Source organism: Oceanobacillus sp. FSL K6-0118 (assembly GCF_038006665.1).
Classification (GTDB): Bacteria; Bacillota; Bacilli; order Bacillales; family Amphibacillaceae; genus Oceanobacillus; species Oceanobacillus caeni.
Window position 1 is genome coordinate 2,362,332 of the sequence record NZ_JBBOVR010000001.1, and the last position, 13,578, is coordinate 2,375,909.

Annotated in this window: 12 protein-coding genes and 1 other annotated feature; all 12 genes read right to left on the reverse strand. The window is 33.7% G+C overall.

The window, feature by feature from the left end; translation table 11 throughout:
- Positions 1-80: 80 nt before the first annotated feature.
- A complete protein-coding gene (locus MHI02_RS12180) occupies positions 81-1,202 on the reverse strand; it encodes a Nif3-like dinuclear metal center hexameric protein (protein ID WP_047183811.1) in 1,122 nt (373 codons plus the stop codon).
- A 1-nt stretch (position 1,203) separates the two neighbouring features.
- Positions 1,204-1,905: a tRNA (adenine(22)-N(1))-methyltransferase gene (locus tag MHI02_RS12185; protein WP_052771611.1), complete on the reverse strand. Its 702-nt coding sequence runs from the start codon at positions 1,903-1,905 to the stop codon at positions 1,204-1,206.
- A gap of 110 nt (positions 1,906-2,015) precedes the next feature.
- A complete protein-coding gene (cccA, locus tag MHI02_RS12190) occupies positions 2,016-2,393 on the reverse strand; it encodes a cytochrome c550 (protein WP_047183810.1) in 378 nt (125 codons plus the stop codon).
- Between the two features lie 804 nt (positions 2,394-3,197).
- Positions 3,198-4,316: an RNA polymerase sigma factor RpoD gene (gene rpoD, locus MHI02_RS12195; RefSeq protein ID WP_047183809.1), complete on the reverse strand. Its 1,119-nt coding sequence runs from the start codon at positions 4,314-4,316 to the stop codon at positions 3,198-3,200.
- Positions 4,317-4,348: 32 nt separating this feature from the next.
- Entirely contained in the window at positions 4,349-6,172 is a 1,824-nt protein-coding gene (dnaG, locus tag MHI02_RS12200) for a DNA primase (protein ID WP_047183808.1), read from the reverse strand.
- 382 nt (positions 6,173-6,554) lie between these two features.
- Entirely contained in the window at positions 6,555-7,358 is an 804-nt protein-coding gene (locus MHI02_RS12205; protein ID WP_047183807.1) for a pyruvate, water dikinase regulatory protein, read from the reverse strand.
- A gap of 23 nt (positions 7,359-7,381) precedes the next feature.
- A complete protein-coding gene (locus MHI02_RS12210; protein WP_047183806.1) occupies positions 7,382-8,011 on the reverse strand; it encodes a helix-turn-helix transcriptional regulator in 630 nt (209 codons plus the stop codon).
- Positions 8,012-8,187: 176 nt separating this feature from the next.
- The gene (gene glyS / locus MHI02_RS12215; RefSeq protein ID WP_257455842.1) at positions 8,188-10,272 is read right to left on the reverse strand and encodes a glycine--tRNA ligase subunit beta; all 2,085 of its coding nucleotides are present in this window, start codon (positions 10,270-10,272) and stop codon (positions 8,188-8,190) included.
- On the reverse strand, positions 10,273-11,151 hold the full coding sequence (glyQ, locus tag MHI02_RS12220; protein ID WP_060668337.1) for a glycine--tRNA ligase subunit alpha: 879 nt from the start codon (positions 11,149-11,151) through the stop codon (positions 10,273-10,275).
- 62 nt (positions 11,152-11,213) lie between these two features.
- Positions 11,214-11,382: a binding site (T-box leader), on the reverse strand.
- Between the two features lie 65 nt (positions 11,383-11,447).
- A complete protein-coding gene (gene recO, locus MHI02_RS12225; protein WP_047183803.1) occupies positions 11,448-12,191 on the reverse strand; it encodes a DNA repair protein RecO in 744 nt (247 codons plus the stop codon).
- Between the two features lie 57 nt (positions 12,192-12,248).
- Entirely contained in the window at positions 12,249-12,398 is a 150-nt protein-coding gene (locus MHI02_RS12230; RefSeq protein WP_083452541.1) for a YqzL family protein, read from the reverse strand.
- 248 nt (positions 12,399-12,646) lie between these two features.
- Entirely contained in the window at positions 12,647-13,552 is a 906-nt protein-coding gene (era, locus tag MHI02_RS12235) for a GTPase Era (RefSeq protein WP_047183802.1), read from the reverse strand.
- Positions 13,553-13,578 lie beyond the last annotated feature (26 nt).

The window sequence follows — 13,578 nt, forward strand, 5'->3', positions numbered from 1 at the left end:
TAAATGCTCCTTTTTTAAATACTTTGCTATTAGCAAATGCCTTAGTTGTACTATTACCGGATAAGAAAGTTTTTATCTTCCTAAACAAACTGAAAGGGATCGGTGTTTATTTCAGACATAAGAATTTCTACAGAAGGATGATGTTTTAATTCATTTTTTAAATATTCCACAGTATGTTTTTTCATAATATTTTCTATATAATGGCCAGCATCAATGACAGATAACCCCATTTGCCAAGCATCCTGTGCTGTATGAAAAGACATATCTCCAGTAATATAAACATCCGCACCTTTTTGTTTAGCTGTATGGATATATTTCTCTCCACTTCCACCTAACACTGCAACCTTCTTAACTTCTTTCTGTAAATCACCAGTAACCCTTAATCCTGAGATATTAAGAGATTTTTTAATTTGAGAACATAACTTTTCAAGGGTTATTTTTTGAGGTAACAGACCAACGCGACCAATCCCAAAACGTTTTCCACTGTTTTTTAGAGGATATATATCGTATGCTGGCTCCTCATATGGATGAGCCTTTAATATGGACGAAATGACTTTATTAAGTTTCTCTTCGGGTAGAATAGTTTCGATTCGAACTTCATCTACTAACTCTAATTGATTAGTTGTGCCAATATAAGGATTTGTCCCCTCCAATGGTTTAAATGTTCCTTCACCTTTTGTTTGGAAAGTACAATGACTATAATTTCCAATATGTCCAGCACCACTATCAGATAGGGCATTTCTAATTTCCTCTTCATGGGTCTTTGGAACATATACAACTATCTTAAGTAAACGCTGTGTGAATGTATCTATCAAATTACTTGTGGATTGTATTCCAATGGATTGGCAAAGCATATCATTTACACCACCAATAGCAGCATCTAGATTAGTGTGAGCCGCGTATACCGTAATTTGATGATCAATCAATTTTCTGATCAATCTTCCTTGTGGGGAGTCAAAGTTAATTTGCTTGATAGGTTTAAATAGTAAGGGATGATGGGCAATAATTAAATTTACCCCTTTCTGGATCGCCTCATCAACAACTGTTTCTAATACATCTAATGTAACCATTATTTTATTCACATTTTGATGATACGAACCTACCTGTAATCCAACATTGTCCCAATCATATGCTAAATGTTTGGGTGCCCATTTCTCCATTAATTGAAATACATTAGAATTATTAATTGGATGCTTTTTCATCTTATAGTTCCTCCTCCATCCATACTAATTCTTTTTCAAACTGTACTATTTTTTCAGTGTTACGTACCTTTGCACTTTTCATTTGTGCTACAACTTGTTGCATTTTTTCATATTCATGCTGCCACTTCTTATAAAATTCACTTTTTTTGTTTCTTAATAATATTGGACCAAATAATAGTTCTTTTTCATTAAGTATGTCCATTTGTAAAGATTTTGTTTGTTCAGCAACAATTATTTCATAAATATGGCCGTTTTCTTCTATAATGGATTCATTTATAATTTTAAAATTATTACTTACAAACCATCGCCGTACATTTCTAGCATCGATATTGGGCTGGGCAATGATACGTTTAACATCAGTAAGTTTTTTCTTACCTTCTTCTAAAATCGTTTTAATTAAGGATCCACCCATTCCAGCAATAACAACATGATCAATGTTATCATCTTGTGTTATGATCTCCAAACCATTCCCTAATCGCACTTCAATAACATCATTGAGTTTAGTAGCACTTACCATATTCTTCGCACTATTAAAAGGTCCTTCATTTATTTCTCCAGCAATGGCACGAGCTGTTTTGTCTTTTAGGCATATATAACAAGGTAAATAAGCATGATCTGAACCAATATCTGCAAATTTTGCACCTTTATTAATAAAGTTTGCTACTTCAGTTAATCGACTGGATAAATTTATCGTAATTGTCATGGTTCTCTCCTTCCAAGCTAGTCCAGACTTTTAAATTTAATCATTATTATACTTTCCAAACAAGCAAAAAGAAAAGCTTTCTGATTATAACAGAAAGCTTAACTTTATTATTATTGTTTTTCACTAAGCCAATCAGATAGTAATTCTATTTCCTCTGGGGCAAGTGATCCACCAAATGGAGGCATTCCTCCATCTGTACCATTTTGGATAATTTCTGAAATTTCATCAGCACTGTATTTAGACCCAATTGTCGTTAACTCCGGACCTGCTCCACCGGATAAATCTGCACCGTGGCATGAAGAACAGTTAGCAGAAAAGATTTCTTCAGGATCAGTTGATGCTTCTCCTTCTTCAACAGCTTGTTCTCCGCCTTCTTCTGCCTGTTGAATCGCTTCTCGTTGATTCACCCCAATAAATGAAATAATAATGATAGCTAGTACCCCTACTACAGCAATAATTGCGTATGGTATGACTGGGTTCTTTTTCATTACGTTTCCTCCTTATGTAATCCCCTTTTTTCTTTAGTAAACAGAAAGTTAAAAAAACTCCTATCTACATAAGTGCAACTATGACATTCACCAAATACTTGGCGAATGCCAAGTTTTTAATGGTTTTTATTAAGGCTATATATAGTTTACTCGAAAATCATCTAAGTTTAAAGAATTTAGATAATAAATTTTATAAAATAATATAAAATGGCAAAAATCAGGCCAATAATACTTGCATATTTTAAATACTTTAACTGTTTTATATAACCCAAAAAGAACCAACAAATAAAATTTAATAAAATTGTAATATAGACAAAAAAATTACCACTTGCCAAAGTTTTTCCTAAATGAATACTAAACAAAAGCATAATAAATAAAGCGTTTACGAGAGCTACATGAGACAAATTGTTTGTATGTTTCTTTAAGGATTTAAAACACCATATTGCGTAAATAAGAAAAAGAAATAAAATCGTGAGTTGCAAAACATCTTCAAATCTCGTAAAATATATCACAAGAAAAGAAAACGGTAACAGTAACGTACATAGTACGAGTTGCAAAATTGGAATCACCGTTTGGAACGAGCTTGATTTAGAAAAATCATCGCTCTCTCCCTTCGTATACAATGCTAAAAGGTAATCGCAGTATGTATCGGGCAGCAATTTATTACGCTTCCAATAATTTATTTCATTAACAATGATATTGATACGATTGTTGTCAGGCATATAAAGTCCTTCCCTGAAAAAACAAAATTAACAAAGAGAAGAGCCATTGAAAACTAAAGTCGTTTCCAATGACTACAACTATTTAGTCCATAAAGTCTTTTAGTCGCTTACTGCGGCTAGGGTGTCTAAGTTTACGTAAAGCCTTAGCCTCAATTTGACGGATACGTTCTCGAGTAACACCAAAAACTTTGCCTACTTCTTCAAGTGTTCGAGTACGTCCATCATCAAGACCAAAACGAAGTCGTAAAACATTCTCTTCTCTATCCGTAAGCGTATCAAGAACATCTTCTAATTGTTCTTTAAGAAGTTCATATGCAGCATGATCTGATGGCGAAATAGCTTCCTGATCTTCAATAAAATCACCTAAATGGGAATCATCTTCTTCTCCAATAGGAGTTTCTAATGAAACAGGTTCCTGAGCAATCTTTAGAATCTCTCGGACTTTATCAGGTGCTAGTTCCATTTCTTCGCCGATTTCTTCTGGAGTTGGTTCCCTACCAAGATCTTGTAAAAGCGAACGTTGCACTCGAATTAATTTATTAATCGTTTCAACCATGTGAACTGGAATACGAATGGTTCTAGCTTGATCCGCAATTGCTCTAGTAATGGCCTGACGTATCCACCAAGTAGCATACGTACTAAATTTAAAACCTTTTCGATAATCAAACTTTTCAACAGCTTTCATCAGACCCATGTTACCTTCTTGAATTAAATCGAGAAATAACATTCCACGTCCAACATATCTCTTAGCGATACTTACAACCAGTCTTAAGTTAGCTTCAGCTAGTCTTCTTTTTGCTTCCTCATCGCCCTCTTCTATGCGGTTTGCAAGTTCAATCTCTTCTGCTGCGGAAAGTAAATTAACACGGCCAATTTCTTTCAAATACATTCTTACGGGATCATTTATTTTTATTCCAAGAGGTACACTTAAATCCTCTACATTGAATTCTTCTTCTTTAGCAATTTCCTTCATATTAGGATCATCTTCAGATTCACCTATTACTTCGACACCTTGTTCTTCCAATTGTTCATAGAACTCATCCATTTGATCTGATTCAATCTCAAAATTAGATAAACGGTCCGCAACCTCTTCATATGCTAAAGTTCCCCGTTTTTTTCCTAATTCCATTAAACCCTCTTTAATTTGCTCAAGAGTTTGTTCAGTTTCTTTAATTTGTTGTGATTGTTCTTTATCAGCCATGAGTCCCCCTCCTTCCAATTCCATAGAAAAAATTAATTTGTGCGTTTCAATTGCTTTTTAATTTCAATAATTTGCATTGCAATTTGGGCAGCTTTTAATGGATCACTTTGTTGTTCAGCTAATCTTTGTTCCTCTTTTAATGTTTGAATATGAACATAATCATCATTTTGAACCTTAATAATTCGTATATAATCACTAATTTCTTGATCACTTATGTTCTCCAATGTAGGATACATGGCTATCTCTGATGCTAACTTTTGTAATTCAGGTTCTTTCAATCTTTCTATAAATAAACTAACATCTGCCTTATGACCCTCTTCATAAAAAGCATATAAATGAGTGGCAATGATTTTATGCATATCTAAATTAAATCTTGCCCCTAAATCTTCCTGAACTTTTTCAGCAATTAATTCGTCTTGGAGCATGTAGGCCAATAACTTTCTTTCGGCATTTTGATATGCCGGTAATAGTTTCTTGTTGTTATGTTGAATATTTGCTCTATTATTATGACTGTATCCAGATGAATTATCCTTATTTCGAGATTGGTCTTTATATCTCCTTCTCTGGATTTCCACTTCTTCTGTAAGTGATTCCATAGAGATATTAAATTCATTATGAAGGTCCTTTAAATAATATTCTCTTTCGACCAAACTATTAACGGTTGAAATTTCCCTTATTACTTTTTCTATATAATCAATGCGATCTCCTTCCACATGAAGATTATAATCTTTCTTCAGATATCGCATGTAAAAACTTAAGTAGGTTTCACTCGTATCCAATACTTTGTTTTGGAAAGCCTCTCCCCCATTAAGTTTTATATAACTATCTGGGTCTAAGCCTTCTTTTAAATTAGCTATTTTGACTTGGCATCCTACACTTTGAAGTAATCGAACTGCTTTATATGTCGCTTCAAGTCCAGCTTTATCCCCGTCATAACAAACAACTACCGTATCAACATATCGTTTTAATAATTTAGCCTGTGTTTCCGTTAATGCGGTACCTAATGTAGCAACTACATTTTTAATTCCTGCCTGATAAGCAGCAATAACATCCATATACCCTTCAAATAATATTACTTCATTTTCCTTACGAATATGTTTCTTTGCTAAATCAAAATTATATAAAATTTTTCCTTTTTGGAATAACTCACTTTCCGGACTGTTCAAATATTTTGGTCCACCGTCTGCTAGTAATCTTCCTCCGAATGCTACGGTTTTGCCTAGGTGATTGCGAATAGGAAATATAATTCTTCCTCTAAATCGGTCAGTTACACTATTGTCATTTTGTAAAGAAAGTAAACCTTCTTTTACCAGTAAAGCTTGATTGAATCCCTTTTTCTTCAAAAACTCTGCGGTAAAACTTTTTGCAGTCGTAGCAAAACCTAACTGAAATTCATCAATTGCGTGATCATTTATTCCTCTTTCAATTAAATATTGATACCCTTCTTTACCATCCCTTGTATATCTCAATAAATGATGATATAGTTTCGTTAACCAATCATAAGCGGTTAATATATTTTGACTTTCTTGGGATATAGTAAACTCGTTTTGACTGCTTGTAATAGGAAGATTTATCCCACAACGCTCGGCCAAATGGGTGATTGCTTCAATAAAGGAAAACTTCTCCATTTCCATCATAAACGTAACGACGTTTCCACCTTTTCCACAACCAAAACAATGGAAAATTTGTTTATCTTGTGTCACGGAAAAAGAAGGTGTCTTCTCACCATGGAATGGACAGAGACCAACAAAGTTTTTACCTTGTTTTTTTAACTGTACATACTCTCCTATAACATCCACAATATCATTAGACTTACGAACTTCCTCAATCATTTCCTCTGGGATTTGATAGGCCATTTGAACCACCATACTTTAAGTATTCGACAAAAATTATAATATCCCTTCATATTTCGACATTTTTTTCTTAAAACTAGAAAAAAATTTCTACCCTAGTTGAGTGAATAATGAAAGGATAGTAAATAATCTATAAGGAATCCCTTTAATTGACTTATAATATATTTCTACATAATATTGTAAGATTCCTTCTTTATCATAGATGTTTTATTTTTCAGAATATGTCTAAGTAAACTAACATTACTATATATCTTTACACAAATTATTATTATAATACAATTTCAATAGAATTTCTATAAAAATCTTTAACTTTTTTTAAATCAGAAGAAAAACATTCTACAACCGCCATGTGAGTAGAATGTTTTTCATCAATTATTTATTATCATTACTTGTGGATCTTTTGTAAAATCACATTTGCAGTTTCTTCAACTGCTTTATTAGAGACGTCTATTACGTTACAACCTATTCTTTCCACTATTTTATTAAAATAGTCAAGTTCTTGAGAAATTCTATCAATATTTGCATATGTTGCTTGATTTCCCAAACCTAATGCTTTTAAACGTTCTTTTCTAATTTCATTAAGTTTTTCTGGTCGGATTCTTAAACCGATGCATTTGGCTGGATCCACCTCGAACAATTCTTCTGGCGGATCTACCTCAGGTACAATTGGTACATTGGCAACCTTTAATCTTTTATGAGCCAAATATTGTGACAGTGGAGTTTTGGAAGTACGTGAAACCCCGATGAGTATAATGTCAGCTCTTGCAATCCCTCGTGGATCTCTACCATCATCATATTTCACAGCGAACTCTATTGCCTCTACTCGTTTAAAATAATCTTCATCAAGTTTATGAACTAATCCAGCTTCTAGTCTAGGCTCTTTTTTAAAAACACGTTCCATCGCGCTAATCATGGGTCCCATAATATCAATTGCTTCTATTTTTAGCTTTCTTGCTTGATCATTTAAATAATTTCTTAATGTTGGATTAACCAAAGTAAAACCGATTAAGCCATTATTTTCTATGGCTAATTGTAACGTTTCGTCAATGGTTTGTTGATCTTCTACGTACGGAATCCGTGAAATTTTATAATCTTGACTATTAAATTGACTTAAACCTGCTTTCACTACTAATTCAGCAGTTTCCCCAACAGAATCCGATATAACATAAACAAGTCGTTCGGAACTCATAACTACCTCTCCATTCATACAAATTAAACAATTTTTGCTGAAGCGAGCTCAACAAAAACTCTTGTAATCGTTGTTTTTGTTACTCTTCCAACAACTGTTAAGCCTTTTTCATCGTCTTTTACTACTGGCATTCCATCAATTTGTTTATTGATTAGTTTCTGCGCAACATCGATTAAAGAATCATCTTTTCGACAAACCGTAATGTTAGGCATCCTCGTCATAATTATGTGGACAGCTACACTGTTAAGATCTTGTTGTCCAATGCTTGCGCGTAATAAATCCTTTCGAGACAAAACACCAGATAAGCAACCTTTTTCATTTAGTACAAATAGGGTTCCGACATCTTCTAGAAACATCGTAGAAATTGCATCATAAACAGAAACATCTTCTTTTACGACAATAGGAATTTGTAGAAATTCAGCTACTTTATATTTCTTTATTTTCTCTGATAATAATTCAAATCCAGTTTTGCCTGTGTAAAAATAACCTACTCTCGGTCTTGCATCGAGAAATCCGGACATTGTTAAAATGGCTAAGTCTGGACGTAATGTTGCGCGAGTTAAGCTTAACTTTTCCGCAATATTTTCTCCGGTTATTGGGCCATTTTCTTTAACTATCTCAATAATCTCCTCTTGCCTTTTCGATAATTCCACCCTTTCACCACCTTACTAATAAAAAAACACACTAATAAGAATAATTATATACTATTTAAAATAGAAAGGGAATTTAGGTTATCATTAATTCACTAAGAAAGTCTAAATTAAATATTTTCTTAAGAAAGACAGGCAGGCGTTGCGTTCTTAGCCTGTAAGAGCACTGCCGCCTTTATTTATTGATGTTGTTTCCACTCAATTAATGTTAATTCAGCGTAATTTTTAATCATATTTGCAATATGATTCACTAATGCCAAACGATTATTTCGGACATTGTCATCATCAGCCATTACCATATTGTTATCGAAGAAATCATGTATTGGATTGGATAAATGACTTAATTGTAATAACGCCCCATCCGCATCAAAGTTGTTTAAAGCGTGATTGTAATCTGTAACAATATTTTGGTACGTTTCAAATAAAACTTTTTCAGACTCTGTTTCAAACAACTTTGTATCAATATTCATATTTTCCGTTTTGCCAGCTAAGTTTAGTACTCGCACTAATGCTTCTTCAATCGATTTGAAGTTTGGATCATTTCGTTTTTCGGATAGTACTCTTGCTTTTTTCTCTGTAAATACATAAACACCAATTCCATTATCCGTTACAGCTTGAATGACATCAGACTCAACATTGTTTTCTTTTAATAGATAAGAAGCACGATGTTGGAAAAACTCTTTTAATGTGTGTGTAACTTCTGCTTTATCATGAATTTCAATTTCAGTATTTTTATAGGTAGATTTAGCTATTTCTAGAAGAGATTCTAAAGAAATGTTCCATTTTTTATCGCTTAAAATCCGTAATATTCCTGTAGCTTGTCGACGTAAACCATAAGGATCTTGAGAACCAGTTGGTACTAAACCAATTAAAATACAACCTACAATGGTATCTAATTTATCAGCTATACTAACAATGGATCCTATTTGAGTTTCTGGTAAATTTCCGTTAGCCTGTTTTGGTAAATAATGTTCTCTTATCGCCTTAGCTATTTCTTCATCTTCACCAAAAATAGTGGCATATTTTTCTCCAATAATTCCTTGAAGTTCTGTAAATTCATCTACCATATTCGTCATTAAATCAAACTTGCTAATCTCAGCTACCCTGATTGCTTTATTCATCGTTATTTCATCCAGATGCAATTCATTACAAATCTCTTTTGTAAGGGAAACAACACGATTAACTTTATCCGAATAGGTTCCTAATTTTTCTTGGAAAACAACACGTTGTAATTTCTCTAAATAGAAATCAATAGATTGTTTTTGGTCTTCTTCATAGAAAAATTCAGCATCTGATAATCTAGCACGCAGTACCTTTTCATTTCCTTTAACTACTGTGGAAATGGATTGATTATCCCCGTTTCGAACACCTATGAATTTTGCTAATAATTCATTCTCATTAGACATGACAGGAAAATATCTTTGATGTTCTTTCATGGAAGTAATTAATACTTCAGACGGCAATTTTAAGTATTCTTCCTCAAATGATCCTACAAACACGGTAGGATACTCTACTAAATTACGTACCTCATTTAAAAGGTCTTTATCAACAGGAATCATAACATTCTCTTTTTCTTCCATGTTCTTTATTTGATCTAATATCATTTGTTCACGTTCATTTGAATCCACAATCACATATTCTTCACGTAATAAAGATTTATATTGTTGTGGTTCTTGGATAGTTATTTCATTTCCTAGGAACCTGTGACCAAATGTTTTATTACCTGTTTTAACTGTCGCCACCTCAAACGGAACCACTTCCTCACCGTAAAGTGCAACAAGCCAACGAATAGGACGAGCATATCTCATTGTTTGCGTAGACCATCGCATATTCTTTCCAAACTGAATGGACGTGATTATATTTTTAAATTCTGGAAGTAATTCGAAGGTTTTTTGACCTTCAATATGTTTTTTCACGTAGATATAAGAGATACCCTTAACTTCTTTAAAATAAATATCATCTACCGTTTTTCCTTGACCTTTTGTAAAGCCAATAGCTGCTTTCGTCCAATTGCCTTCAGAATCTTTTGCGATACTTTCGGATGGACCTTTCACTTCTTCTTCAACACTTTCTTGAAATTCTTCCATGTTTTGAACTAAAACAGCTAATCTTCTTGGGGTAGAATATGTTTTAATATTGTCTGAGGAGATGCGTAAATCCGTTAACCATTTTGCTGTTTTTTCATATAATTGCTTTTCAGCATCATCAATAAAGCGAGCGGGTAATTCCTCTAAACCAATTTCAAATAATACATTTTTCGCCATTTATTTCTCCTCCTTCTTTAGCATAGGAAATCCAAGACGTTCACGTTCAGCAACATATGCTTTCGCAATTTTTCGTGCCAAATTACGAATTCGTGAAATATAACCTGTACGTTCCGTTACAGAAATGACCCCTTTTGCATCTAATAAATTAAACGTATGGGAACATTTTAGTACATAGTCGTAAGCTGGAAAGACAAGTCCTTTTTCCATTGTTGCTTTTGCTTCTTTCTCATACATCGTAAACAAATCGAATAACATTTCTGTATTGGATTCTTCAAACGTATATTTAGAATGTTCGAACTCAGGCTGATAAAAAATATCGTGAACCGTAACACCATTATTCCATTCGAGTTCAAATACGTTTTCTTTATTTTGAATGTAAGAAGCTAATCTTTCTATCCCATAGGTTAACTCTACAGCAACTGGATTTGCTTCTAAACCGCCAATTTGCTGAAAATAAGTGAACTGGGTAATCTCCATTCCATCAAGCCATACTTCCCATCCTAAACCAGCAGCACCTAATGTAGGATTTTCCCAATTATCTTCAACGAAACGAATATCATGTTCTAATGGATTAATACCTAATGCTTTTAAAGAGTCTAAATATAACTCTTGGATATTATCGGGAGATGGTTTCATAATGACTTGGAATTGATGGTGTTGGTACAATCTATTTGGATTTTCACCATAGCGACCATCATCGGGTCTCCTGGATGGTTCCACATAAGCTACGTTCCAAGGCTCTGGCCCTAAACTTCTAAGTAAAGTCATTGGAGACATGGTTCCTGCACCTTTTTCTACATCATAAGCCTGCATTAAAATACAATTCTGATTCGACCAATATTTTTGAAGCGTTAATATCATATTCTGGATATTCATATCGATTCATTCCTCCTAAAATTAGTAAAATTAAAAGCCGTCCCTATGCCTTATTCATAAGACATAGGGACGGCTTTCACCGCGGTTCCACCCTATTTGCTCAAACGTTTGAGCCACTTTATAAAAATGCTCCGGAGCGCCTTTCTCTGTACCCCTATTATCCAGCTTACACCAACCTGGACTCGCTTAAAATAGGCGATAACAGATACTCCTCTCCATCTCTGCACGATTCACTTTTTTATCGAATTATGTACAAATCATACTGTATCATGATAAACTTGTCAACTTTCACCGAATTATTTCAACAAATCCAATTGGTTTAAAAATTTTCTTGCCTTGATATAGTATCCACCATAACGATCATAGTAATTATCTAGAATTTGTCTCATTATATTTTTATTTTCATCCTTAACTGAGATATTATTCACTCTTTCCAACCCGATTTCGGAAAAAATGTATAGTAGTTTAGGCAATGGTTTGGGTAGAAAAGTTGATTCTGGATCTATATGTCTGCAACGAGAACATAATAGACCTCCTTCGTTTATAGAAAAAGCAACAAGTTCCTCTTTTCTGCCGCAATTGACACAACTGTCTACCTTTGGTGCAAATCCACCTTTTTTATATAATTTCATTTCATACATAATAACAGGTATCTCACAAGCCTCATTTTCTGCAATATAATCCATTGTATGTTGTAATTGCTCAAAAATATAGGGCTCACCTTGTCGATCTTCCAATATTTTATCTGTTAACTCCATAACATAAGCAGTATAGGCCGTCTTTATAATATCTTCACGAATGGAACGATTAGAATTAATAATTTCGCCCTGTTGAATGGTACTTAAACCTTTGTTAACGTAAATAAAAAATTGGGCAAATATGAATGGCTGGGTCACCGCAGCCATTCTACTTTTTGGCTTTTTTGCACCTCTGGCCAATGCAGTAATTTTTCCAAACTTCTTACTAAAAATGGTTACTATTCTATGTGTTTCGCCATAATCTTTGGATTTCATTATAATTCCATTAATTTTTTCAAGCATATCAATTCACCATCTCCAAATAGATATGCCGAGAACGGATCTAAAACTAAGGTTACATTATAAATTCGATTCTAACGATGATTCTTTATCGTTTTCCATTTGACCGAATTCATTAGAATCATGCTGGTCGTTTTCTAGCTCCTTAAACAATAAATACGATTCAATACTCCCAGTTTCTTTAAAGAGTTTCCATGTAAGGTCAATCACGAAAAAAACCACCTTTCAGTAAGTTTGTGATAATGTAACGTATACTTAGGTTGACCCAGACTCAAACAATCATAAGTATTAAAATTTACCATGTATAAGGTCGTTCAAAAAGACCGGTGAAAATGACACTTCGGTACTAACGATACTCATTGGCAAGACTCATCGCTATGTGTAGGGCTAGCGTTGCAATAGCATGTTGCGCATTTTGCCGATCTCGGCCCTTTTTGAACGCGCGTTTACCAATTCAATTAGTACTCATCTTTACGGAATCCAAATTCATATAATTGACTTTGTTTATTTCGCCAATCCTTCTTAACTTTCACCCATAATTCAAGATATACTTTTGATCCTAGTAGGGCTTCGATATCTTTCCGAGCTTTCTTCCCAATTTCTTTTAGCATACTTCCTTGTTTACCGATAAGGATTCCTTTTTGTGTTTTCCTTTCCGTAACAATAGTTGCTTGTATAAAAACAGCGTTTGATTCCCTTTGTTCCAGGTTTTCCAATACAACTGCGATAGAATGAGGTATTTCTTCTCTTGTTAATTCCAACACTTTTTCTCTTATTAATTCCGTTATAATAAACCTTTCTGGATGGTCAGTAATTTGCTCTTCAGGATAATATTGTGGTCCCTCAGGTAAATGGCCTTTTAATACATCTAGTAGATGTGTAACATTATTTCCTTGTAAAGCCGAGATGGGAATAATTTCATCAAAGTCGACTTTATCCTTATATTCATCGATTAAAGGGAATAAATCATCTGGATGAATTAAATCAATTTTATTAATAACTAGAAACACGGGAGTTTTTGCCTTTTGTAGCAAATCCATAATAAATTGATCTCCTCTTCCGTACCCTTCTTTCGCGTTAATCATAAAGATAACTGCATCTACTTCATTTAGTGTGTTCTCAGCTACTTGAACCATAAAGTCGCCTAAACGATGTTTTGGTTTGTGAATTCCCGGTGTATCAATAAAAACCATTTGTGCATCATTCGTAGTTAAAACACCTTGAATTTTATTTCGTGTTGTTTGCGGTTTATCACTCATAATAGCAATTTTTTGTCCAATGACTTTATTTAAAAATGTTGATTTTCCAACATTTGGTCGACCTATTATAGCAATAAACCCCGATTTGTAATTATTATTTTCCATGTTGCAACCTCCACGAACGTCAGATT

Coding starts and splice junctions, on each gene's coding strand:
- glyQ (WP_060668337.1), bottom strand. CDS start 11,151: ATGAATATCCAGAATATGATATTAACGCTTCAAAAATATTGGTCGAAT.
- MHI02_RS12180 (WP_047183811.1), bottom strand. CDS start 1,202: ATGAAAAAGCATCCAATTAATAATTCTAATGTATTTCAATTAATGGAG.
- dnaG (WP_047183808.1), bottom strand. CDS start 6,172: ATGGCCTATCAAATCCCAGAGGAAATGATTGAGGAAGTTCGTAAGTCT.
- rpoD (WP_047183809.1), bottom strand. CDS start 4,316: ATGGCTGATAAAGAACAATCACAACAAATTAAAGAAACTGAACAAACT.
- cccA (WP_047183810.1), bottom strand. CDS start 2,393: ATGAAAAAGAACCCAGTCATACCATACGCAATTATTGCTGTAGTAGGG.
- recO (WP_047183803.1), bottom strand. CDS start 12,191: ATGCTTGAAAAAATTAATGGAATTATAATGAAATCCAAAGATTATGGC.
- era (WP_047183802.1), bottom strand. CDS start 13,552: ATGGAAAATAATAATTACAAATCGGGGTTTATTGCTATAATAGGTCGA.
- MHI02_RS12205 (WP_047183807.1), bottom strand. CDS start 7,358: ATGAGTTCCGAACGACTTGTTTATGTTATATCGGATTCTGTTGGGGAA.
- MHI02_RS12185 (WP_052771611.1), bottom strand. CDS start 1,905: ATGACAATTACGATAAATTTATCCAGTCGATTAACTGAAGTAGCAAAC.
- glyS (WP_257455842.1), bottom strand. CDS start 10,272: ATGGCGAAAAATGTATTATTTGAAATTGGTTTAGAGGAATTACCCGCT.